The sequence below is a fragment of the Inhella sp. genome (assembly GCF_041912635.1).
In the GTDB taxonomy this organism is placed as follows: domain Bacteria; phylum Pseudomonadota; class Gammaproteobacteria; order Burkholderiales; family Burkholderiaceae_C; genus Inhella.
The window spans coordinates 1-22,315 of record NZ_JAYRMO010000004.1; the positions used below are offsets into that span (position 1 = coordinate 1).

The 22,315-nt window shown below is 68.6% G+C and carries 16 protein-coding genes and 5 tRNA genes; 4 read left to right on the forward strand and 17 right to left on the reverse strand.

From position 1 onward, the window contains the following. The 4 genes from ACE3QP_RS03020 to minC form a co-directional block, all read right to left on the reverse strand. A partial coding sequence (locus tag ACE3QP_RS03020; RefSeq protein ID WP_374433693.1) for a tRNA dihydrouridine synthase occupies positions 1-1,001 on the reverse strand: 1,001 nt, incomplete at its 3' end. Positions 1,002-1,151: 150 nt separating this feature from the next. Beyond that, complete coding sequence (minE, locus tag ACE3QP_RS03025) at positions 1,152-1,412, reverse strand: cell division topological specificity factor MinE (RefSeq protein WP_374433454.1); 261 nt, start codon at positions 1,410-1,412, stop codon at positions 1,152-1,154. A 20-nt stretch (positions 1,413-1,432) separates the two neighbouring features. Then, positions 1,433-2,245, reverse strand: coding sequence for a septum site-determining protein MinD (gene minD, locus ACE3QP_RS03030; RefSeq protein ID WP_374433456.1), 813 nt, complete (start codon positions 2,243-2,245; stop codon positions 1,433-1,435). A gap of 26 nt (positions 2,246-2,271) precedes the next feature. Next, positions 2,272-3,006 (reverse strand): septum site-determining protein MinC, encoded by a 735-nt coding sequence (minC, locus tag ACE3QP_RS03035; RefSeq protein ID WP_374433457.1) that lies wholly within the window; start codon positions 3,004-3,006, stop codon positions 2,272-2,274. 808 nt (positions 3,007-3,814) lie between these two features. Here minC and ACE3QP_RS03040 point away from each other — a divergent pair. Continuing rightward, positions 3,815-8,812 carry a diguanylate cyclase domain-containing protein gene (locus tag ACE3QP_RS03040; protein WP_374433459.1) on the forward strand — a complete coding sequence of 1,666 codons (4,998 nt, stop codon included), beginning with the start codon at positions 3,815-3,817 and terminating at the stop codon, positions 8,810-8,812. Between the two features lies 1 nt (position 8,813). Here ACE3QP_RS03040 and ACE3QP_RS03045 read toward each other — a convergent pair whose 3' ends face one another. Then, positions 8,814-9,635, reverse strand: a complete 822-nt coding sequence (locus ACE3QP_RS03045; RefSeq protein WP_374433461.1) for a zinc-dependent peptidase — start codon at positions 9,633-9,635, stop codon at positions 8,814-8,816. Positions 9,636-9,686: 51 nt separating this feature from the next. Then, positions 9,687-11,429 carry a biosynthetic-type acetolactate synthase large subunit gene (gene ilvB, locus ACE3QP_RS03050; RefSeq protein WP_374433463.1) on the reverse strand — a complete coding sequence of 581 codons (1,743 nt, stop codon included), beginning with the start codon at positions 11,427-11,429 and terminating at the stop codon, positions 9,687-9,689. 99 nt (positions 11,430-11,528) lie between these two features. Here ilvB and ACE3QP_RS03055 point away from each other — a divergent pair, with 99 nt between their 5' ends. Together ACE3QP_RS03055 and ACE3QP_RS03060 are read left to right on the forward strand one after the other, a co-directional pair. Beyond that, entirely contained in the window at positions 11,529-11,993 is a 465-nt protein-coding gene (locus ACE3QP_RS03055) for an Lrp/AsnC family transcriptional regulator (RefSeq protein ID WP_198111575.1), read from the forward strand. After that, a complete protein-coding gene (locus ACE3QP_RS03060; protein WP_374433465.1) occupies positions 11,990-12,610 on the forward strand; it encodes a DUF2238 domain-containing protein in 621 nt (206 codons plus the stop codon). The genes ACE3QP_RS03055 and ACE3QP_RS03060 overlap by 4 nt, the downstream gene beginning before the upstream one ends. On the opposite strand, the gene ACE3QP_RS03065 is transcribed toward ACE3QP_RS03060, so the two are convergent. The 6 genes from ACE3QP_RS03065 to ACE3QP_RS03090 form a co-directional block, all read right to left on the reverse strand. After that, positions 12,551-13,669, reverse strand: a complete 1,119-nt coding sequence (locus ACE3QP_RS03065; RefSeq protein ID WP_374433468.1) for a sterol desaturase family protein — start codon at positions 13,667-13,669, stop codon at positions 12,551-12,553. The two genes, ACE3QP_RS03060 and ACE3QP_RS03065, sit on opposite strands and share 60 nt — an antisense overlap. A 63-nt stretch (positions 13,670-13,732) precedes the next feature. After that, the gene (locus tag ACE3QP_RS03070; RefSeq protein WP_374433470.1) at positions 13,733-16,063 is read right to left on the reverse strand and encodes a M14 family zinc carboxypeptidase; all 2,331 of its coding nucleotides are present in this window, start codon (positions 16,061-16,063) and stop codon (positions 13,733-13,735) included. Between the two features lie 291 nt (positions 16,064-16,354). Next, positions 16,355-17,311 carry an NAD(P)H-dependent flavin oxidoreductase gene (locus tag ACE3QP_RS03075; RefSeq protein WP_374433695.1) on the reverse strand — a complete coding sequence of 319 codons (957 nt, stop codon included), beginning with the start codon at positions 17,309-17,311 and terminating at the stop codon, positions 16,355-16,357. Then, the gene (locus ACE3QP_RS03080) at positions 17,308-19,095 is read right to left on the reverse strand and encodes an acyl-CoA dehydrogenase (protein WP_374433472.1); all 1,788 of its coding nucleotides are present in this window, start codon (positions 19,093-19,095) and stop codon (positions 17,308-17,310) included. Before ACE3QP_RS03080 ends, ACE3QP_RS03075 begins: the two co-directional genes overlap by 4 nt. 73 nt (positions 19,096-19,168) lie before the next feature. After that, the gene (locus tag ACE3QP_RS03085) at positions 19,169-20,098 is read right to left on the reverse strand and encodes an electron transfer flavoprotein subunit alpha/FixB family protein (RefSeq protein WP_374433474.1); all 930 of its coding nucleotides are present in this window, start codon (positions 20,096-20,098) and stop codon (positions 19,169-19,171) included. Between the two features lie 2 nt (positions 20,099-20,100). Further along, entirely contained in the window at positions 20,101-20,850 is a 750-nt protein-coding gene (locus ACE3QP_RS03090; RefSeq protein WP_374433475.1) for an electron transfer flavoprotein subunit beta/FixA family protein, read from the reverse strand. A 145-nt stretch (positions 20,851-20,995) separates the two neighbouring features. Between ACE3QP_RS03090 and murI the strand changes: the two genes are divergently transcribed. After that, on the forward strand, positions 20,996-21,769 hold the full coding sequence (gene murI, locus ACE3QP_RS03095) for a glutamate racemase (protein WP_374433476.1): 774 nt from the start codon (positions 20,996-20,998) through the stop codon (positions 21,767-21,769). 16 nt (positions 21,770-21,785) lie between these two features. Here the strand turns inward: murI and ACE3QP_RS03100 are convergent. The 5 genes from ACE3QP_RS03100 to ACE3QP_RS03120 form a co-directional block, all read right to left on the reverse strand. After that, a tRNA-Leu gene (locus ACE3QP_RS03100) sits at positions 21,786-21,877 on the reverse strand. Positions 21,878-21,897: 20 nt separating this feature from the next. Continuing rightward, positions 21,898-21,973: transfer RNA gene (locus ACE3QP_RS03105), tRNA-Gly, on the reverse strand. 30 nt (positions 21,974-22,003) lie between these two features. Beyond that, positions 22,004-22,079 (reverse strand) — tRNA-Gly (locus ACE3QP_RS03110). Positions 22,080-22,093: 14 nt separating this feature from the next. Then, positions 22,094-22,167, reverse strand: a tRNA-Cys gene (locus tag ACE3QP_RS03115). Positions 22,168-22,238: 71 nt separating this feature from the next. Beyond that, positions 22,239-22,314: transfer RNA gene (locus tag ACE3QP_RS03120), tRNA-Gly, on the reverse strand. Between the last annotated feature and the right edge of the window lies 1 nt (position 22,315).

The window sequence follows — 22,315 nt, forward strand, 5'->3', positions numbered from 1 at the left end:
CTGGGGGAGCGCGCTAAGTGCTTGTCTGGACAAGCAGGGACTCGGTCTGCTGCAAATTGCGGCAGGGGGGGCGGCGGCAGGGCAGCGCGCAGCGCCGCTTCGAACTCGGCCGGCTGCTGCAGGGTGCGGATCTGGTTATAGAGCGCTTCAGCCTCGGGGTGCGTGCGGCGCAGGTAATGCAGCCATTGCTTGAGGCGGCCGGCCTGGTGCTTGGCCCCCACGCGCGCCTTGACGCGCGCCCAGTAACTCAGGAGCGAAGGGGCCAGCAGCGGCCAGGCGCGGGTGGGAGCGGCAAGGCCCAGGTCGTGCGCACGCAGGGCCAGGGGCAACACAGGGTCGGCCACGGCGCCGCGGCCCAGCATCAGGTCCTGGCAACCGCTTTCCGCGCGGGCACGCAGGGCGTCCTGCACGGTCCAGATCTCGCCATTGGCCACGATGGGCAGGGCCACGGCGGCGCGGATGGCGCCGATCTCGGCCCAGTAGGCCGGCGGCTTGTAGCCCTGGCGCTTGGTGCGCGCGTGCACCACCAGCTCGGCCGCACCGCCGGCTTCGAGCGCACGGGCGCAATCGAGCATGCGAGCCGCGTCTTCATTGCCCAGGCGCATCTTGGCGCTGACGGGGATCTGGGCCGGCACCGCGGCGCGCACGGCGCGCACGATCTGGTGCAGCAACTCGGGCTCGTCAAGCAGCACGGCGCCGCCGCGGTGCCGGTTCACGCATTTGGCCGGGCAGCCGAAGTTCAGGTCGATGCCGGGCGGGTTCAGCTCGGCCAGGCGGGCGGCGTTGTCGGCGAGAACCACCGGGTCCGAGCCCAGGAGCTGCGGACGCACCGGCGTGCCGGCCTGGGTGCGGCCGCCCGCCAGCAGCTCGGGCACGATGCGCGTGAACACGCGGCGCGGCAGCAGCTGGTCGGTGATGCGGATGAACTCGCTGACGGCGCGGTCCACGCCCCCCACCGCGGAAAGCTCCTCGCGCAGCAGGTGATCGAGCAGGCCCTCCATCGGAGCCAGCAGGATCTGCGGTGTCGAGACACTGTCCACGACAACTGTGGACAAGTCCGTGAATTGCGCCTGGGGCATGGTGCTAAGTGCCTGTCGGCGCAATGGATTCATCAAACTGCCACAAATTCAGGCAGGGGCTTTACTTGGCCTTTATTTGGCGTCCGGCAGCTCGATCTTGACCGACAGCACCTCGATGTTGTCCTGGTGCTCGCGCTCCACCAACACATCGTTCGGGTCGATCTTCATGTACTTGGAGATCACTGCCACCAGCTCGGCCTTGAGCTGCGGCAGGTAGTCGGGCGTGGCGACGTTGCGGCCGCTGCGCTCGTGCGCCAGGATGAGTTGCAGGCGCTCTTTGGCGACCGAAGCGGTCTGCTTCTTCTCGCCGATGAAAAAGGACATAAAGCCCATGGTGAAACTGCTCCTTGGGCTTAGCGGCTGAACAGGCGCTTGAAGAAACCTTGCTTCTCGGCCTCGACAAAGCGCATCGGCTTGTTCTCGCCCAGGAAGCGGTCGACGACGTCGAGGTAGGCCTCGGCCACGTTCGTGCCCTTCATCAGGATGGCCGGCACGCCCTGGTTGGAGGCCTGCAGCACGGCCTCGCTCTCGGGGATCACGCCGATCAGCGGGGTGCGCAGGATCTCGTGGATGTCGTCCAGGCTCAGCATCTGGCCACCCTCGACCCGGCTCGGGTTGTAGCGGGTGATCAGCAGGTGTTCCTTGATCGGTTCGCGGCCGTCGATGGCGCGCTGGGTCTTGCTGGAGAGCATGCCCAGGATGCGATCCGAATCGCGCACCGAGCTGACCTCAGGGTTGGTGACGATCAGCGCTTCGTCGGCGTAATGCATGGCCATCAGCGCACCGGTTTCGATGCCAGCGGGCGAGTCGCAGACGATGTAGTCGAAGCCCATCTCGGCCAGCTCGTCGAGCACGCGCTTGACGCCGTCCTGCGTCAGCGCGTCCTTGTCGCGCGTCTGGCTGGCGGCCAGGATGTAGAGGTTCTCGTGCTGCTTGTCCTTGATCAGCGCCTGGCTGAGCTTCACGCCGTCCTGGATGACGTTGATGAAGTCATAGACCACGCGGCGTTCGACGCCGAGGATCAGGTCCAGATTGCGCAGGCCGACGTCGAAGTCGATCACGGCGGTCTTCTTGCCGCGCAGGGCCAGGCCGGTGGCAAAGCTGGCGCTGGTCGTGGTCTTGCCCACGCCGCCCTTGCCAGAGGTCACGACAACGATCTTGGTCATGCGTTTCGGTCTTTCCGTTGCTTCAATCAAAACTTCAGGGCTTCCATCACCAGCTTGTCGCCTTCCAGGCGCACCTGGGCGGGCTTGGCCTGCACCTCGGGGGGCAGGCCTTTTTCAGAGGTGCGGAAGGTGCCGGCGATGGAGAGCAGCTCGGCCTCCAGGCTGTGCGCAAAGATGCGCGCCTCGGCAAAGCCGCGCGCGCCGGCAATGGCCTTGCCACGCAGCGCGCCGTACACATGGATGTGGCCGTCGGCAATCACCTCGGCGCCATGGCTGACGAGACCGAGCACGATCAGGTCGGCGCCGCGCGCGTACACCTGCTGGCCGCTGCGCAGCGGGCGGTCGATGACCAGCGTGGGAGCCGCGGCGGCCGGGGCCGCAGGTAAGGGGGCCGGCTCCGGCGCGGCTGCCACGGGGGCAGGTGCCGTTGCGGCGGGGGCCCCCAGCATGGCCTCGCTCAGCGCCAGGCCCAGGGCCAGCGCTTGGGCGCGGTCTTCCTCGGCCAGCGCGGCGTGGCCGCTGAGCGCTACCGGACGCAGGTTCCAGCCGCGCAGCAGCTGCAGCAGCGCGGTCCAGTCCAGCCCAGGGCCAGCGGGCAAGTCGCTCAGGTCCAGGCACAAGGCCTCGCCGTCGAAGGCGCCGGCCACATCGGCCCACTGGGCACGCAGCTGCACCGCCAGCTCATCCACCGATCGGGTGCGCAGGGGCAGTTGCAGGGCGGCCAGCTGGGTGGACTTGAGCTCGATGCGAGGGGCGGACATGCGCGGCGCGGGGTTCGGAGAGGGCCCGCGGAGGGCCGGGGCGCAAAGCCGCGGATTCTAGGAGGCCGCGCCACCCGGCTCGGCCCGGCAACAACGAGGTCCGGCGCCGCCGGCCACCGGACTTTCCCGCAGCCACCGCCAAGTTACCCCCAATCGGCACCCGTCGGGGCTCGGGGGATCGGCTGCTGCGCCGCAGCAGCCATGGCGCCGGAACAAGTTGCAACATATGCGCCAAGTGCTTGATTCGTATAGAGAGAAGTGGGGTGCGCAAAAATCAGGCAAGGCAAGAGAAAGCGCGTCGCTGCAAGGCTTTGGGGCCGGCCGGATGGGGTTGCCCACAAAGTTATCCACAAGTTCGGTGAATAGCCGAAGCGGCCAAGACGAATCAAGCACTTAGGCGGAATGCATGAAGCGATGGATGAGTTTTTGGTGCGATCGCCGGCACACAAGAAGGTCTGCCCCGCCGCCCTAGAGTTCAAAAGGGATTGACTTGTCCCCAGAAATGCGATTGCGGCAAGCAACCGTCGGCGCTTGCGCCATGGAAGCGTCATATTCAACTAAGTTATTGATTGGATTGAGTTTGTCATCCAAGCGGCAGCCCTGGAGCGATCTCCGCAAGTGCCAAGAATCAAGCACTTAGGGCGGGCATCAGCAGGTTGCGCACAAAGTTGTCCACATCGCGCCAGGCCGGCGCGCCGCGCCCAGCGGCTGCAGCAGACCCCGGCGGATATCCGGTGCACCGCGCGCAAGCGGGCGGCGTATGCTGGCCCGTTGCCAGTCCCCCAGCTTTGCCGCTTGTTCCTGCGCCATGCAAATCGCCGGCTTCACGCTCCAGGATGTGATCCATTCGCATGGCGACACGGTGGTCACCACGGCACTGGATGCGCAAGGCCAGCGGGTCGTGCTCAAAGTGCTGGACAGCGATCAGCCCGCCCCCGAGCAGTTGGCGCGCTGGCGCCATGAGTACGCGCTGCTGCGCGAGCTCGACTCGGAGTGGGTGGTGCGCGCCCGTGAGCTGCGGCCCGCACAACGCAGCCTGGTGCTGGTGCTGGAAGACTTCGGCCCGCACAACCTCGCCCAGCTGATCGAGCGCCGGCTGCTCGACCTGTCGGAAAGCCTGAGCCTCGCGATCCAGCTCTGCCACGCCGTCAGCGCCGTGCACCAGGCGCGGCTGATCCACGGCGACATCGCCCCCAAGAACGTGCTGGTCGATCTGGTGCAGCTGCGCCTGAAGCTGTGCGACTTCGGGCTGGCCACACGGCTGGACAGCGAGACCCGGCGCAGCAGCGAAGGGGGGCCGCGCGGCACGCTGGAGTACCTGTCGCCCGAGCAGACCGGGCGCACCAATCTGGCGGTCGATTACCGAAGCGACTTCTACTCGCTCGGCATCACTCTCTACGAGCTGTTCGGCGGCCAGCGGCCCTTCCAGGCCAGCGACCCGCTCGCCCTGCTGCACGCGCAGATCGCGCTGGCCCCGCGGCCGCTGCACGAGCTGAACCCGCAGGTGCCGGAGGCGCTGGCCGCCATCGTGCACAAGCTGCTGGCCAAGAATCCCGACGAGCGCTACCAGAGCAGCTACGGCCTGCGCATGGACCTGGAGCAGTGCGCCGAGCGCCTGCGCGTGCAGGGCCGCATCGAACCGTTCACGCTGGCCAGCCAGGATGTGCCCGAGCGCTTCAGCGTGGCGCAGCGCCTGATCGGGCGCTCCGCCGAAACGCAGCGCATCCTGGTCGCCTTCGAGCAGGTGCAGGGGGGCCAGGCGGGGCTGCTGCTCGTCAGCGGCCCCTCGGGCGTGGGCAAGACGGCTCTGGTGGCCGAACTGCACCGCCCGGTGCTGGCGCAGCGCGGTTATTTCCTGCGCGGCAAATGCGACCAGTACAGCCGCGACCAACCCTATGCCGCCCTGGTGCAGGCCTTCCAGCCACTGATGGAGCAGCTGGCCCTCGAAGGCCCGGAGCGCCGCGCCTACTGGCGCGAGCAACTGGCCCAGGCGTTGGGCGAGCAGGCCGGGGCCGTGGTCGAAATCGTGCCGCAACTGCGCCTGCTCATTGGCGCACCACCGCCCCTGCCGGCCCTGCCGCCGGCCGAGAACGAGGCGCGCTTTCACATCGCCTTCGGCCGCTTCGTGCGCAGCCTGGCGGCGCGCGCCCATCCGGTGCTGCTGTTCCTGGACGACCTGCAATGGGCCGACCGCCCGAGCCTGCGTCTGCTGGAGCAGCTGCTGAACGAGGACGAGGGTCAGAGCGTCTGCCTGCTGATCGTCGGCGCCTACCGCGACAACGAGGTCGGCCCCACCCACCCGCTGCAGGAGCTGCTGGATCTGCTGGAGCGACGGCGCCCGGTGGCGCAATTGCAGCTGGCGCCGCTGGCCCTGCCCGAAGTGGCCGAGCTGCTCGGCGACACCCTGCACTGCCCGCCCGCGCTGCTGATGCCGCTGGCCGAGCTCTGCCATGCCAAGACGGCGGGCAACCCCTTCTTCCTGAGCCAGTTCCTGCGCCGCCTGTACGAGCTCGGCGACCTGCGCTACGAGCGCGCCGCCGGCACCTGGCGCTGGCAGCTGGAGCGCATCCGCGGCCGCACCGAAACCGCCAATGTGGTGGAGCTGATGCTGACCCGGCTGCGCGGCCTGCCGCCCGACACCCAGCGCCTGCTGGCCCAGGCGGCCCACCTGGGCGAGGGCTTCAGCCTGCGCGAGCTGATGCAGCTATGCGGGCAGGACGCGCGCGCCAGCGCGCGCCGGCTTTGGCCCGCGCTGGCCGCCGGCCTGGTGCAGCCCCTGGGCGAGCTCTACAAGTTCGAGGACAGCCCCGAGCTGCTGATGCGCGCCCGCTACCGCTTCCTGCACGACCGCGTGCAGCAGGCCGCGCACGCCCTGACGCCCGAGGCCGAGCGCCGCACGCTGCAGCTGGATTGCGGCCGCCGGCTGCTGCAAGGCTGTGGCGAGGCAGAGCTGAAAGACCGCCTCTTCGTCGTGCTGGAGTGCCTGAACCAGGGGCTGGCGGACATCACCGACCCGCTCGAACGCGAACAGCTGGGCGCGCTGAACCAGCAGGCCGGCCTGCGCGCCAAGGCCTCCTCCGCCTATGCCGCGGCCGCACAGTTCCTGCGCCTGGCGCTGCGGCTGCTGCCACCCGACGCCTGGCAGCGTGACCCGGCCAGCACCCAGCACATCCACAGGGAGTTAGCCGAGGCCGAGTACTTGGCCGGGCGCTTCGAGGCCGCCGAGGCCCTGTACCCGCTGGTGCACGCCCACTGCAAGGACCCGGTGCTGCGGGCCGAGATCTGCCTGGTGCAGGCCGACCAACTCAACCTCCAGGGCCGCTTTCAGGAAGCCGTGCCGGTGCTGCGCACCGGCCTGGCGCTGGTGGGCCGGCCCTTTCCGGACGACGAGGCGCAGGCGATGACGGCCTTCCCGGCCGAGTTCGCCGAGACGCAGGCCCGCCTGGCCGAGCATGGCGAGCGCGACTGGCTGACCCTGCCTGAGATGACGGACGCAGGCCGCCGGATGGAGATGCGCCTGTACCTGGGCCTGACACACGCCAGCTACCAATGCGGCTGGTTTGGCACCTTTTTGGTGGACACCTGCCGCATGGTGCGCACCAGCCTGCAGCACGGGCTGTGCGATCTGGGTTCGGTGGCCTGCGTGGCCTACACCACCGCCATGGCGGCGATGAAGCTGCCCTACCCGGATGTGTACGCGATGGGCCGCACGGCGCTGCGCCTGGCGGAGGCGCGGCCGGACCGCCACTACCGCATCACCGTGTACCAGTACTTCGCGCCCTTCTACCAACACTGGGGCGAGCCGCTGCAGGCCAGCGTGCCGCTGCTGGATCGCGCCATCGAACTGGGCCTGAGCGGCATGAACCCGCTCTCCACTGGTTACTGCGTGCTGCTGCGTGCGGTGAACCGCTTCATCTACGGCGTGCCGCTGGACGAGCTGGAGCTCGAGGCCGAGCGCGCGCTGCGCGTGCTGCAACGCAGCCTGCAGCCCAGTACCGAGGCCATGCTGCGCAACGGCGTGCTGCAGCCGCTGCGCGCGCTGCGTGGTCGCAGCGTGGAGCCACTGAGCTTCGACAGCCCCGAATTCAGCCCGAGCGCCTACTTCAAGGGTGATGAACGCACGCCAGGCATCCCGCTGGCCTTCTACAGCGCCGCCTGGCTGCGCCACGCCTACCTTTTCGGTGCTGGCGAGCCCTGGCGCCGCCACGCCCCCAATGTGCCCATGATCGGCACCGTGCTGCCCGACAGCCCGACCTATGTGGAGGCCTGTTTCTACGAGGCGCTGGGCCTGCTGCGCGAAGGCTTTGCGGAGCCGCAGGACGGCGCGCTGGCCCGTGCGCAGGAGCATGCGCAGCGCTTCGACACCTGGGCCCAGGGCTGCGAGAGCAACTTCCGCCACCGCGAGCGCCTGATCGCCGCCGAGTTGGCCCGTGTGCAGGGCGACGAGCGCGCCGCCATGAACCTGTACGCGCAGGCCATCGCCGCGGCAGGCCAGGCCGAGTTCACGGTGGACGAGGGCCTGGCCAACGAGCTCTACGCGCGCTTCTGGCTGGCGCTGGGGCAAAAGCAGCTGGCGGCCAATTTCATCCGCGAGGCCTACTACCACTACCGGCGCTGGGGCGCACTGCTGAAGTGCCGCCAGCTCGAGGCCGAGTGGCAGCAGGTGTCCTTCCGCATCGTGCAGCGGCGCGAGTCCCTGGTCAGCAGCGTGCTGCGCAGCACGGTCAGCGAGGCCAGCGGCGCACTCGACCTTGCTTCGCTGCTCAAGGCCAGCCAGGCGCTGGCGCAGCAGATCCATCTGGACCGTTTGCTCGAGACCATGCTCGGGCTGCTGCTGGAAAACGCCGGGGCCGAGAACGGCGCCATCGTCAGCTATGACGACGAACGCCTGCAGCTCGAAATCCAGGGCACGCTGAGTGAGGGGCGCGTCGAGGTGTCGCAACGCCTGGCCCTGCCGCTGGCCCAGGCAGAGGAGCGGCTGCCGGTGCCACTGATCGAGTACGTGCAGCTCACACGCTGCACCCTGGTGCTGAACCAGCCGGACCAGGACGAGCGCTTCGCGCGCAGCCCCTACCTGCAAGCGCAGCAGCCGCGTTCAGTGCTCTGCCTGCCGGTGCTGGCGCAGGGCCGCTTGGTGGCCCTGGTCTACCTGGAGAACCGCCTGCTCAGCGACGCCTTCACGCCGCGCCAGCAGCGAACGCTGGAGACCCTGGCCGGCCAGGCCGCCATTGCGCTCGTCAACGCCCGCCTGTACGAGAGCCTGGAGGCCAAGGTGGCGCAGCGCACCGAAGAGCTGCGCCAGATGACGATGAAGGACGGCCTGACGGGCATCGCCAACCGCCGCGCCTTCGACGAGCGCCTGACGCTGGAGTGGCGCCGCAGCCAGCGCCAGGGCCAGCCGCTGGCGCTGCTGATGGTGGACATCGACCACTTCAAGCAGTTCAACGACCGCTACGGCCACCAGGAGGGCGACCGCTGCATCCAGGCCGTGGCCCAGGCGTTGAGCCAGGTGGCCGCGCGCGCGGGCGATCTGGTGGCCCGCTATGGCGGCGAGGAGTTCGTGCTGCTGCTGCCGCAGACCGACGACGACGCTGCCGCCGCACTCGCCCAGGCCTGCCTGGAGGCGGTGCAGGCGCTCAAGATCCCGCACACGGACAGCAGCACCGGCGCCTACCTGAGCCTGAGCATCGGCAGCGCCAGCGAACGGGCCCAGGCGGAGCAAGCGCCCGAGGGCCTGCTGCGCCGCGCCGATGCGGCGCTCTACGAAGCCAAGCGCAGCGGCCGCGGCCGCGTCTGCCGGGCTTGATTCAGCACCACCGTGCCGGCTCCAGCCGGTAGAAGGCCGCCAGCTCGGCGTACAGCACCGGGTGCTGGGCGCGCAGCTCGCGCGGCTGCTCGAAGAAGAGCTCACTGAGCACGGCAAAGAACTCGGCCGGGTCGGTGGCCGCGTAGCTGCCCAGCAGGCCCGGCTCGCCCCAGGCCACTCGGGTTTGCAGGGCGTCGAACTCGTTCTGCATCACGCGGCTCCACACCGCCTGGGCCTGCGCAGTGGCCAGCGGCGGCGCGCCATTGGCATGGCCCTTGACCTGGTCGAGCTGGTGCGCGAACTCGTGGATGACGACGTTCTGGCCGTCGCGTGGATCGGCCGCACCGGCGCGCACATCCTCCCAGCTCAGTAGCACCTGGCCCTGCACCCAGCTCTCGCCGGCCAAGGCGCGGCGCTGGTCCTGCACCACGCCGCCGGGGGCGTTGACGGCCCGATTGACGACGAAGGCACCGGGGTAGAGCAGCACCTGGCGCAGCGCCGGGTAGTACCCGCGCGTGGCGCCCAGCAGCGGCAAGCAGGCCTGGGCGGCGATGGTGACGCGCATCTCATCCGTCACTGTCAGGCCACCGCAGCCGATGATGGGCTTCTCGGCCAGGAAGACCTGGATCAGGCCCTTGAGGCGCAGCTGCAGATCGGGCGGCAGGCTAGCGACCTGGGGCACGCGCCGGCGCAGGATGCGCCGCCAGGCGGCCGGAAAGGGCTGGCTGCGCAGGCGCGCACGGCGCAGCGAACGCAGCCAGGGCTCAGCCAGCCACCAGGCGATCAGGGCCAGGCCCAGCAGCAGCACAAACACAAGGGCCATGACGCGATCCGCAGCAGCAAGGCTTTGCAGATGGGGCGCGCGGCCCCGAGTTCAAGCCGGTGCCAGCAGCATTTCGTGATGGCCGGCGCCCGCCGGGATCATGGGGTAGCAGTTCTCTTCGGCCTGCACCACCGCATCCAGGAAGAAGGGCTGCTCGCTGGCCAGGCATTCGGCCAACGCGTCGTCCAGCTCGGCGCGCGCCGTCACTCGGCGGGCCTGCCAGCAAAAGCCGCGCGCCACCTGCACGAAGTCCGGCAGGGCCTCGGTGTAGCTGTGGCTGTAGCGCCCCTCGTAGTGCAGCTGCTGCCACTGCCGCACCATGCCCATGCGGCCGTTGTTCACCAGCACCAGCTTGACGGGCGCGCGATGCTGCACCGCCGTGGCCAGCTCCTGCAAGTTCATCAGCACCGAGGCATCGCCGCTGACGCAGACCACCGTGCGGCCCGGATGGGCGATCTGCGCGCCAATGGCCGCCGGCAGCCCGTAGCCCATGGTGCCGGCGCCGCCGCTGGTCAGGAAGCGGCGCGGCCGCTCGAAGCCCAGGTATTGCGCGGCCCACATCTGGTGCTGGCCGACATCCGTGCTCACGATGGCATCGCGCCCCTGCAGCTGGCGGTCCAGTGCCTGCAACAGGGCCTGCGGCACGATGTGCGCGGGGTCATCGCGGTAGGCCAGGGAGCGGCGCGCGCGCCAGGCCTCGATCTGCGCCCACCAGTCCGCCAGATCGGGCGCCGGCCGCTCGCCCCAGGCGTCCAAGATCGCCTGCAGGCTCTCGCCGCAGTCGCCCACCAGGGCCAGGCGCGGCTGCACCACGCGGCCGATCTGCGCCGGGTCGATGTCCAGTTGGATGAAGCTGGCATGCGGACAGAAGTCTTGCAGCCGGCTGGTCACGCGGTCGTCGAAGCGCGCGCCCACAGCCACGATCAGATCCGCCTCGTGCATGGCGAGGTTGGCCTCAAACGTGCCGTGCATGCCCAGCATGCCCAGCCATTGCGGCTGGCTGGCCGGCAGCGCGCCCAGGCCCATCAGCGTGAGCGTGCAGGGGGCACCGGTGCGGCGCACCAGCTCGGTGAAGGCGGCGCAGGCGCCCTCCCCCGCATTCACCAGGCCGCCACCGCCGTAGAACACCGGCCGGCGCGCGGCCGCCAGGGCCAGCGCGGCCAATTCGGCCCGCGCACGCAGGCTGGCCTTGGGCGCCACCGGCACAGCCGGCGCCGGGCGCGCAAAGGCGGCGGCGCGCACGGGCTCGGCCTGCACATCCTTCGGCAGATCGATCAGCACCGGCCCGGGCCGGCCCTGCTGCGCCAGCGCCACTGCGCGGCGCACGGTGGCGTCGATCTCATCAGCCGCGCGCACCTGCACGTTCCATTTCGTCACCGAGCTTGTGATGGCCAGGGCATCGCATTCCTGGAAGGCCTGGGTGCCGATTGCCTCGCGCCTGACCTGGCCGCTGATGCACAGCAGCGGGATGGAATCGGAGAACGCATCCAGCAGCCCCGACACCGTGTTGGCCACGCCCGGCCCCGAGGTGACGAAGACCACGCCGATGCGCCCGGTGCTGCGCGCATAGCCTTCGGCGGCATGCACGGCGGCCTGCTCGTGGCGCACCAGCACATGGCGCAGGCGCGGCTCGGCATGCAGGGCGTCGTAGAGCGGCAGCACGGCGCCGCCGGGGTAGCCGAACACCGTGTCCACGCCCAGATCGATCAAGGTGCGGATCAGCTGCGCAGCGCCGCTGGGCGGCGCGGGCTCATCAAGGGCCAGCAGTTCGGCCGGGTCAAGGCGTGCGTTCATGCGCTCACTGTGCCGAAGCGGGGCCAGAAAGTGCTGCTGCTTTTCTGCCGTGTTCTGGTTAAATCAGCAAACTTTGCTTTTACCAGAACCTTACTCAGCATGAGCCAGCTGGACAAGTTCGACCGCGCCATCCTCGCCGAGCTGCAGCGCGATGCCCGCATCAGCCTGAACGAGCTCAGCAAAGCGGTGGGCCTGACCAGCTCGCCCTGCTGGGCGCGCATCAAGCGCCTGGAGGCGGCCGGGGTCATCGAGGGCTATACCGTGCAGCTGAATGCCGAGAAGCTCGGCCTGGGCGACACGGTGATCGTTCAGGTCACGCTGGACAGCCATTCCGACGAAGCCCTGTTCGCCTTCGGCCGCGCGCTGGCCGAGATCCCCGAGGTGCTGGACGCCTATCTGGTCTCGGGCGACTACGACTACTTCATCCGCATCGCCGTGGAGAACACGCGCGACTACGAGCGCCTGCTGCGCGAACGGCTCTACAAAATCCCCGGCATCCGCCACAGCAAGAGCAGCTTCGTGCTGCGCCGCCTCAAGAGCAGCCCCCTGCCCCTGCAACGATGACGAACCTGCACACCCCCAGCACCCGCACCCTCTGGATCGCCCTGGCCGCCCAAATCGCCCTGCTGGCCTGGTCCGGCTGGCACCCGTTTGATCGCCTGACCTGGTTCATGGAGGTGGCGCCGGTGCTGATCGCCCTGCCGCTGCTGATGGCCACGCACGGCCGCTACCCGCTCACGAGCCTGCTCTACGGCGCACTGTTCGTGCACGCGGCGATCCTGATGCTGGGCGGCGCCTACAGCTATGCCCGCGTGCCCCTGGGCTTCACCCTGCAGGATTGGTTCGGGCTGGCGCGCAACCCCTACGACAAGATCGGCCACTTCGCCCAGGGCTTCGTGCCGGCCCTGGTGGCACGGGAAATCCTGCTGCGCGGCGCCCATGTGCAGGGGCGCCGCATGCTGTTCTTCATCGTCGTCTGCATCTGCCTGGCGATCAGCGCCTGCTACGAACTCATCGAGTGGGGCGCCGCCGTTGGCCTGGGCCAGGGCGCGGATGAATTCCTGGGCACCCAGGGCGACCCCTGGGACACGCAATCCGACATGGGCATGGCCCTGCTGGGTTCAGTCAGCGCGCTGCTGCTGCTGGGGCACTGGCACGACCGCCAGCTCGGGCTGCGCTGAATCCGGCTGGCAGGCCCGGCCGCAAGCCCACAGCAGGCCCACCACCGCGGCCGAGGCGGCCGCCAGCGGCAGCGGTGCCAGGCCCGCGGCCCACCAGAGCAGGGCCAGGGTGGCGGCCATGGCCCCCACGAAGAGCAGCAAGGCCAGCGCCAGCCGCGCACCGGCCAGCGGCGGGTCGAAGCGCGGGCGTTGCAAGTCCACCTGAGGCAAGGCCCCACCCGGCTGCCAGCCCGGCGGCGCCAGCAGCGCGGCCAGCCGGCCGCCCCAGCCCCGCGCAGCCCGCCAGGCCTTGGCGATCTCCACATAGCCGATCCCGTTCGCCCACAACGGATCCCAGCTGCGCAGGGGCTTGACCGTACCGTACACGCAGCGCTCCTGCTCCTCGGCGAAGGTACCGAACAGGCGGTCCCAAATGATGAGGATGCCGCCGTAGTTCTTGTCCAGGTATTGCGGGTTCACGGCGTGGTGCACGCGGTGGTTGCTGGGCGAGCAGAACCAGCGGTCGAACCAACCCAGTTTGCCCACCAGTTCGGTGTGCACCCAGAACTGGTAGAGCAGATCGATCAGCGCCACCACGCCAAAAACCAGCGGCGGCACGCCCAGCAGCGCCAGCGGCAGGTAGAAGATCCAGCCGAACAGGAAGCCGCTGCTGGTCTGGCGCAGCGCGGTGCTGAGGTTGAAGTCCTCGCTCTGGTGGTGCACCGAATGGGCGGCCCACAGCAGCGCCACACGGTGGCCGCCGCGGTGCAGCCAGTAGTAGCAGAAGTCGTAGCCGAGCAGGGCGAACAGCCAGACCCAGAGGGACTGCGCCGACAGCTCGAACAGCGCCGCGTGCTGATAGACCCAGGTGTAGATGCCCAGGTTGAAGACGCGGGTGAACAGACCGACGAGCTGGCTGAGCATCCCCAGGCCGATGGAGTTCATCGCATCCGCCCAGCGGTAGTCGCGCCGGCCGCGCGCCCAGCCGATGCCGAACTCCAGCGCGATCAGGCCCAGGAACACGGGCGTGGCGAAGACGATGACTTGGGCGGGCGTGAGGTCCATGGCGCGGACCATCATGCCCGCCCCTCAGCCCGCCGGGGGCCAGCGCCGCCCTGGGATTTCCCGGGCGACGCCCCGCGTTCAGCGCTCGATCTTCAGCGAGTAGCTGCCCGCGCCGCCGCTGTAGTAGCGCACCCGTACATAGCGCGTCACCTGCGTGCTGCCGGTGTTGGTACTGCTGGCCACGTCCACCTGGCCGGCCCCCTTGGTGCTGCTGGCCAGGGTGGTGCCGCTGCTGTTGACGATGTAAAGGTCGTAGTCCACGCCGCTGCTGGGCGGCGTCAGCGTGGCCTTCAGCGTGGCCCCGGCCGGCAGCGGCACCGCGAAGTAGTCGGTGTCGCTGGTGGTCGAAAGGCTGCCCGGCACGATGGCCTGCGGCGGCGACACCATCGTGGCCGTGCCGATGGTGTTGTTGCTCTCCACCTCGTTGACGATGGTGCTGGGGTTGGTCACCACCACGGCCTTGGTCTCGCTGTTGGTGCTGCTGCCATTGCCCACCGTCAGCGTGACGTTGTAGGTGCCGGCTGCCGCGTAGGTGCGGCCGATGCTGACGCCGCTGCCACTGCCGCCGTCCCCGAAGGTCCATTGGTAGCTGCTCGGGCTGCCGGTGGAGCTGCTGGCGTCGAAGCTGCAGCTCAGACCATTGCACTGAGCGAAGAAGTTCGCGTCCAGCGCCGGCGTGCCATTGCTGATGTTCAGGAAGGCGGCCGAGAAGGCGCCCCAGGCCCCCGAGGCATCGCGGGCGCGCACGAACACCGTGTGGCGGCCCACCGGCAAGGTTCCCGTGGGGATGGTCGCCGTCAGGTTCTCGCTCACGCTGTTGAAGCTGCCATCGGCGGCCTGGATGGGCTGGGCCACGGCGCCGCTCTGCCAGGGCGGCACGTCGATGTAGTACTCGGCTGCGGCAATGGCCTGCGTGGCCTCGGTGCCATTGCTGCTGTTGAAGCGCGCATCGCTGGCCGCGGCGGTGAGCGTGACCGCCACGCCCGGCTGCACCCCGCCGCCGGAGGCGCCCTGCCCCAGCGCCAGGCTGGTGATGTCAGGCCCGGCCGGCGTGATGTAGGGCGTACGCACCACCTTGGCCGCGTAGATCAGTGCCGGCAGGTTGCCCGGCTTGATGGTGTTGTTGAAGCTGGTGCAGCTCTCGAAGAAGGCGGTGCCCAGCTCGAAGGTGTAGGCCGCCACGCCGAGCTCGCCATAGCTCACGCCATCGCTGGTGCCGTCGGTGGGGTACAGGCCCACCGACTGCTGCGGCGTGTAGCCGTTATGGAAGGCGAACTTGCGGCCCAGGGTCTGCAGCGCCGTGCCGTTGGGCGCAGGGGTGCTCACATCGCCCCAGGGCCACAGCACCAGGCGGCTGTAGCTGTGGATGTCGAGGTGGATGCCCGGCGTGTCGGCGGGTGCAGCGTCGCTCTTGTTGGGACCGCGGCGGTCCGGAAAGATCGAGCGCACATAGGCCTGGATGGCCTGGGTCTCGGGCTCGCTGCCGGCGCTGGGGCCGCGGTAGGTCTCATTGCAGGCGCTGCCGCTGCTGCCCTGGCCGTTGGTGGTGTTCCAGCCGTAGCTGAAGTTGCGGTTCAGGTCCGCGCCACGGGTATTCGTGTTGGCGCAGTAGCTGTTGTTGGCGTTCTTGCGCCAGCTCAGGCCCCCTTCGGCCTTTTTGCGGCCGTCGGGGTTGGTCTGCAGCAAGAAGTGGACCTCGTGGTGGTCGAGGATCCAGGTGGCATCGGCGTCCACGCCGTGGCCGTCGAACAGCCAGCGTGCGAAGGCCAGGGCCAAGGGCGCGGTGGCGTACTCGCGTGCATGGATGGCGGCGTTGATGAAGAGCTTGGGTTTGCCACCCGCGGGCGCCGCCACCGCGCTGTTGGTGAGCTTGAGCACGCGGATGTCGTAGCCGCCGCTGCCCTGCGTCTTCTGCCAGGAGTCGCCCACATCGATCCAGCTCGCCAACGCGGGCTTGGCCGTGGCCATGCCCTGGGCGGCGGCAAAGCTCTCCTCCACCGTCTCGTAGCAGCTGTAGCTGGGGATGGACTGCACCGAGGCATCCAGCCCGGCAGCGGCCCGGCGCTGCAGCTCGTTCAGCACCGCGTCGCGGCGGGCGATGAAGTCCTTGGCCGGCTTGAGCTGGAAGCCGAAGCCGCGCAGCTCGGCCTGTTCGGCCGTCGTGAGCTCCATCACCAGATGCTCGTCCGCCGTCTCCAGCAGCTGGGCATGGAAGGTGATCGAAGCCTTACGCCGCATCTCGGCGCGGGGATGGTGCACCTCAAAGACCTGGGCCGTGCGGCGCAGCTCTTCGGCGCGCAGTTGCACCATTTCGGGAGAAGACGCGTACGAGTGGCCGGGGCCGGCCAGCACGGACGAGGCGAAGCCGGCCAAAAGCGCGGCCGCCAGAGGGGAAAGCAGGGGTTTCAAGCGGATCTTCCTCGTGGGAGCGCCGCCGCCAGGCAAAGGGTGGGCCGGAAGCGGCGCGGGTTCACATCGAGGCCTGTGCGAACTGCCCTCAGGCCGAGAGTCCGCACGCCCTACACCGCAGCGTGCGGTGCCGTCAGGACTTCGACGACGGCGCGCACGCTAGCAGCGCCTCCACCCGCTTCCCAGCGCGCTTGCAATTGCTCACAGCGGAGCCACAACAGCACGGGCAAGTGCGGCTTGACCGCCGCAATGAAAAGAGGCCCCGCAGGGCCTCTTGGAGAGCAAGCAAGCTCAGAGCTTCAAGCGCTCGCGCGCCGCGCGGTACTCGCGCGCCAGCCGGTCCACCAGGGCTGCCGTGGGCAGCACTTCCTTGACCGGGGCGATGCCCTGGCCGCAGCCCCAGATGTCCTTCCAGGCCTTGGCCGCGGCGCCCCCGCCAAAATTCATCTTGCTGGGGTCGCTCTCGGGCAGGTTCTCCGGATCCAGCCCTGCGCGCTCGATGGAGCCGCGCAGGTAATTGCCGTGCACACCGGTGAACAGGTTCGTGTAGACGATGTCGTCACTCGTCCCGCCCACGATCTCCGCCTTGTACTCGGGCGTGGCGCGCGCCTCTTCGGTGGCGATGAAGGCCGAGCCGATGTAGGCCAGGTCAGCGCCCATGGCCTGGGCGGCGAGGATGCCGTCACCGGTGCCGATGGCGCCGGAAAGCAGCAGCGGGCCATCGAACCACTCGCGGATCTCCTGGATCAGCGGGATCGGGTTCTTCACGCCGGCGTGGCCGCCCGCGCCGGTGGCCACGGCGATCAGGCCGTCCGCGCCCTTTTCGATCGCCTTCTTGGCGAAGCGGTTGTTGATGATGTCGTGCAGCACGATGCCACCCCAGCCATGCACCGCCGCGTTGACGTCCTCCCGCGCACCCAAGCTGGTGATGACGATGGGCACCTTGTACTTGGCGCACACCGCCATGTCGTGTTCCAGCCGGTCATTGCTCTTGTGCACGATCTGGTTGATGGCGAACGGCGCCGCTGGGGCTTCCGGATGCGCGCGGTCGTGCGCGGCCAGGGCTTCGGTGATCTCGGCCAGCCAGTCGTCCAGCAACTCGGCCGGGCGGGCATTGAGCGCCGGCATGGAGCCGACGATGCCTGCCTTGCACTGGGCAATCACCAGCGCCGGCACCGAGACGATGAACATCGGCGAGGCCACCACCGGCAGCCGCAGGCCTTGCAGGATCGGGGGCAAGGCCATCAGAAGGCCTCCAGCGGCAGCGCCAGGGCGGAGCCGGCGCCATTCAGAACCGCATCGCGCAGCGCAGCGGTGCGCGGCAGGATGTGCTCGGCGTAGAAGCGTGCGGTGGTGATCTTGGCCTGCATGAAGGCTGCGTCCTTGCCAGCGGCCAATTCCTTCTCGGCCACCAGCAGGCTGCGCGCCAGCTGCCAGCCCGCCACCAGATTGCCAGCCAGCATCAGGTAGGGCACCGAGCCGGCGAACACGGCGTTGGGGTTGCTTTTGCCCTGCTCGGCCATGTAGTCCACCACGGCCAGGTAGGCCTGGCGGGCGTGGCTGAGGTTGGCACGCACGGCGTGTGCGGCCTCGCCGCCCACTCCCGACACATTCGCCAGCTCCAGCTCCGTGGCTTCCACCAGGGCCGCGATGGAGCGGGCGTACTGGCCGCCGTCGCGCAGGGTCTTGCGGCCCACCAGGTCGTTGGCCTGGATGGCGGTGGTGCCTTCGTAGATGGTGAGGATCTTGGCGTCGCGGTAATGCTGGGCCGCACCGGTTTCCTCGATGAAACCCATGCCACCATGGATCTGCACGCCCAGCGAGGTGACCTCATGGCTGGCTTCGGTGCTGTAGCCCTTCACCAGCGGCACCAGGAACTCGTAGAAGGCCTGCGCGTGCTTGTCGCCCACCGCATGGGTGCGGTCGTAGGCGGCCGCGGCCACGCTGGCCATGGCGCGGCAGCCCTCGGTCAGGGCGCGCATGGTCATCAGCATGCGGCGCACGTCGGGGTGGTGAATGATGGTGGCCGCCCCCGGCTGCGAGCCATCCACCGGGCGGCTCTGCACGCGGTCCTTCGCGTAGGCCACGGCCTGCTGGTAGGCGCGCTCGCTCAGCGCCAGGCCCTGCACGCCCACGCCGTAGCGGGCCGCGTTCATCATGATGAACATGTACTCCAGGCCCCGGTTCTCCTCCCCCACCAGGTAACCCACGGCACCGCCGTGGTCGCCGAACTGCAGCACGGCCGTGGGGCTGGCCTTGATGCCCAGCTTGTGCTCGATGGACACGCAGTGCACGTCGTTGCGCGCGCCCAGCGAGCCATCGCCGTTCACCAGGAACTTGGGCACCACGAAGAGGCTGATGCCCTTCACACCCGCCGGCGCACCAGGCACGCGGGCCAAGACCAGATGGACGATGTTCTCGGCCATGTCGTGCTCGCCATAGGTGATGAAGATCTTGGTGCCGAAGACCTTGTAAGTGCCGTCGCCCTGCGGTTCGGCGCGCGTGCGCACCAGGGCCAGGTCGGAGCCGGCCTGCGGCTCGGTCAGGTTCATGGAACCCGTCCAGCTGCCGTCGATCATCTTGGGGATGTAGCGGGTCTTGAGCTCATCGCTGCCGGCCGTCAGCAGGGCCTCAATGGCGCCATCGGTCAGCAACGGGCACAGCGCGAAGCTCAGGTTGGCGCTGTTCACCAGCTCCTGGCAGGCCGCGGCGATGACCTTGGGCAGGCCCTGGCCGCCGAACTCGGTGGGATGCACCAGGCCCTGCCAGCCCCCTTCCACGTACTGACGGAAGGCCTCCTTGAAGCCGGGCGTGGTGGTGACCTGGCCGTCAGCCCAACTGCTCGGGTTCTTGTCGCCGGCATGGTTCAGTGGGGCGATGACGTCCTGGCACAGCTTGGCGCACTCTTCCAACACCGCCTGCGCGGTGTCCAGGCCGGCGTCGGCAAAGGCGGGGATTTGGGTCAGGCTGTCCAGCTCGGCCAGATGGGCCATGTTGAACAGCAGGTCCTTGACGGGGGCGGTGTAGCTCATGGGGTGGCTTTCGGGAATGAAAAAGGCGCCGGCACCCTCTGGTGGCGGCGCCTCGGAATCAGGCCGGGTCGGTTTACAGGCTGTTGACCAACTCGGGCACGGCGGTGAACAGGTCGGCTTCGAGGCCGTAGTCCGCCACGCTGAAGATCGGCGCTTCCGGATCCTTGTTGATCGCCACGATCACCTTGGAATCCTTCATGCCCGCCAGATGCTGGATGGCACCGCTGATGCCGCAGGCGATGTAGAGCTGCGGCGCGACGATCTTGCCGGTCTGACCGACCTGCCAGTCGTTCGGGGCATAGCCTGCATCGACGGCGGCGCGGCTGGCGCCCAGGGCGGCGTTCAGCTTGTCGGCCAGCGGGGTCAGCACGGTGTTGAACTGGTCGCTAGAACCCATGGCGCGGCCACCGGAAACGATGATCTTCGCGGCGGTCAGCTCGGGGCGGTCGCTCTTGGTCTGCTCGCGGCCCACAAAGCTGCTCTTGCCCGAATCGGCTACGGCGGGGATGGACTCCACCGCGGCGCTGCCACCCGAGGCGGCGGCATCAAAGCCGGTCGTGCGCACGGTGATGACCTTCACGGCATCGACCGATTGCACGGTGGCGATGGCGTTGCCGGCGTAGATCGGCCGCTCAAAGGTGTCGGCGCTGATGACCTTGGTGATGTCGCTGATCTGGGCCACGTCCAGCAGGGCCGCCACGCGCGGTGCAGCGTTCTTGCCGCTGGCGGTGGCCGGAAACAGGATGTGCGTGTAGCCCGAGGCCAAGGCCACCACTTGGGCGGCCAGGTTCTCGGCCAGGCCTTCGGCCAGCGAGGCGCCATCGGCATGCAGCACCTTGGCCACACCCGCCAGCTGCGCCGCCGCAGCGGCTGCGGCCGCGGCGTTGTGGCCAGCCACCAGCACGTGCACATCGCCGCCGCAGGCCGCAGCGGCCGTGACGGTGTTCAGGGTCGCACCCTTCAGGGTGCCATGGTCGTGTTCGGCAATGACGAGGACGGACATCTTCAGATCACCTTGGCTTCGTTCTTGAGCTTGCTCACCAGCGTGGCAACGTCGGGCACCTTGATGCCGGCGCTGCGCTTGGCCGGCTCCGCGACCTTCAGGGTCTTGATGCGCGGGGTCACGTCGACGCCCAGATCGGCCGGCTTGACGACGTCGAGCGGCTTCTTCTTGGCCTTCATGATGTTGGGCAGGGTGACGTAGCGCGGCTCGTTCAGGCGCAGGTCGGTGGTCACCACGGCCGGCAGGGCCAGCTTCACGGTTTCCAGGCCGCCATCCACCTCGCGCGTGACGTTCACGCCACCGTCCACCGCCTCGACCTTGGAGGCGAAGGTGCCTTGCGGCATGCCGGTCAGGGCGGCCAGCATCTGGCCGGTCTGGTTGCAGTCATCGTCAATCGCCTGCTTGCCCAGGATGACGAGCTGTGGCTGCTCCTTGTCGACCAGTGCCTTGAGCAGCTTGGCCACGGCCAGGGGCTGCAGTTCGGCGTCGGTCTCGACCAGGATGGCGCGGTCGGCGCCGATGGCCATGGCGGTGCGCAGGGTCTCCTGGCACTGCGTGACGCCGCAGGAGACGGCGATGATCTCGGTGACGACGCCCTTTTCCTTCAGACGCACGGCCTCTTCGACGGCGATTTCATCGAAGGGGTTCATCGACATCTTGACGTTGGCGATGTCCACACCGGTACCGTCGCTCTTGACGCGCACCTTGACGTTGTAATCGACGACCCGCTTGACGGGCACCAGCACTTTCATCCCGGTCTCCAGAAGGGAAAAACTGCGGGCATTCTAGGGGTCGTCCCCAGGGGGAACGGGTGGTTTCAGGGCAAACCTGCGGCGAAAATAGAACGGTCGTTCTATTTTTTGTGCAGGGTCAAAGGGACAGGATGTGAGCGCATCGGTGGGAGTGTTTGATTCCGGCGTGGGCGGGCTGACCGTGCTGGCCGCGCTGCGCGACGCCCTGCCGGGCGTGCCCTTGCACTACATCGCCGACAGCGCCAACGCACCCTATGGTGAGCGCAGCCGCGAGTTCATCACCGAACGCAGCCTGGCGCTGACCCAGCACCTGCGCGATCGGGGCGCCGCCCTGGTGGTGGTGGCCTGTAACACCGCCACCGCCGCCGCCGCCGAAGCACTTCGCCGCCAACATCCCGATCTGCCCATCGTCGGCATCGAACCCGGCATCAAGCCCGCCGCAGCGGCCAGCCGCAACGGCCGGGTCGGTGTGCTGGCAACCACAGCCACGGTGAACAGCGCACGCTTCCAGGCGCTGATCGAACGCCATGCAGCCGGCGCGCAGATCACCGCAGTCGCCTGCTCGGGGGTGGTGAAGCACATCGAAGAAGGTGACCTCGACAGCCCGGCCTTGCGGGAATTGGTGGCGCGCTACTGCGCGCCGCTCAAGCAGGCCGGTGTCGACACCGCCTTGCTCGGCTGCACGCACTACCCGTTCATCCGCGCACTCTGGCAAGCCGAACTGGGTCCGGGGGTGCAATTGCTGCAAATTGAGGAGGCTGTGGCGCTGCAGGCAGCACGGCTGTGGCCTGCACTCCTGAGGACTTCCGCACCCGCGCCGATTCGATTGGCCAGCACGGGTGATGCTGCGGTGCTGGAGCGATTGGGGCGCGAAGGGCTGGGCTGGGAGGGGTTTGCGCTGGAGCGCTGCACCGTCTGAATGCGGCGGGCGCCGCTGGTGCCTGGGACGGGACTCGAACCCGTACGGCCCTTTTCAGGAACCGGCGGAGTTTAAGTCCGCTGCGTCTACCGATTTCGCCACCCAGGCTGGGTAGCGGGGCATTGTGCTGGAGCGGGAAACGAGGCTCGAACTCGCGACCTCAACCTTGGCAAGGTTGCGCTCTACCAACTGAGCTATTCCCGCCTAGCCGCGCTCAACGCACGGCACAGCATCTGGAGCGGGAAACGAGGCTCGAACTCGCGACCTCAACCTTGGCAAGGTTGCGCTCTACCAACTGAGCTATTCCCGCAAACAAACTGTTCCTGGAGGCGCGGTCCGGAGTCGAACCGGACTGACCGGATTTGCAATCCGGGGCATAACCGCTTTGCTACCGCGCCGCTGTGACCAGTCCCCGGTTGGTGACCGGGATGAAAAAGGGAGCCGGTCAAGCTCCCCTTTTCGGAATTCTTGGAGCGGGAAACGAGGCTCGAACTCGCGACCTCAACCTTGGCAAGGTTGCGCTCTACCAACTGAGCTATTCCCGCA

Bases quoted from the DNA above. Each gene is read 5' to 3' on its own strand.
- ACE3QP_RS03045 (WP_374433461.1), bottom strand. From the start codon at position 9,635: ATGGCCCTTGTGTTTGTGCTGCTGCTGGGCCTGGCCCTGATCGCCTGG.
- minC (WP_374433457.1), bottom strand. From the start codon at position 3,006: ATGTCCGCCCCTCGCATCGAGCTCAAGTCCACCCAGCTGGCCGCCCTG.
- minD (WP_374433456.1), bottom strand. From the start codon at position 2,245: ATGACCAAGATCGTTGTCGTGACCTCTGGCAAGGGCGGCGTGGGCAAG.
- minE (WP_374433454.1), bottom strand. From the start codon at position 1,412: ATGGGCTTTATGTCCTTTTTCATCGGCGAGAAGAAGCAGACCGCTTCG.
- ACE3QP_RS03085 (WP_374433474.1), bottom strand. From the start codon at position 20,098: ATGTCCGTCCTCGTCATTGCCGAACACGACCATGGCACCCTGAAGGGT.
- ACE3QP_RS03090 (WP_374433475.1), bottom strand. From the start codon at position 20,850: ATGAAAGTGCTGGTGCCCGTCAAGCGGGTCGTCGATTACAACGTCAAG.
- ACE3QP_RS03040 (WP_374433459.1), top strand. From the start codon at position 3,815: ATGCAAATCGCCGGCTTCACGCTCCAGGATGTGATCCATTCGCATGGC.
- ACE3QP_RS03065 (WP_374433468.1), bottom strand. From the start codon at position 13,669: ATGATGGTCCGCGCCATGGACCTCACGCCCGCCCAAGTCATCGTCTTC.
- ACE3QP_RS03060 (WP_374433465.1), top strand. From the start codon at position 11,990: ATGACGAACCTGCACACCCCCAGCACCCGCACCCTCTGGATCGCCCTG.
- ilvB (WP_374433463.1), bottom strand. From the start codon at position 11,429: ATGAACGCACGCCTTGACCCGGCCGAACTGCTGGCCCTTGATGAGCCC.
- ACE3QP_RS03080 (WP_374433472.1), bottom strand. From the start codon at position 19,095: ATGAGCTACACCGCCCCCGTCAAGGACCTGCTGTTCAACATGGCCCAT.
- ACE3QP_RS03055 (WP_198111575.1), top strand. From the start codon at position 11,529: ATGAGCCAGCTGGACAAGTTCGACCGCGCCATCCTCGCCGAGCTGCAG.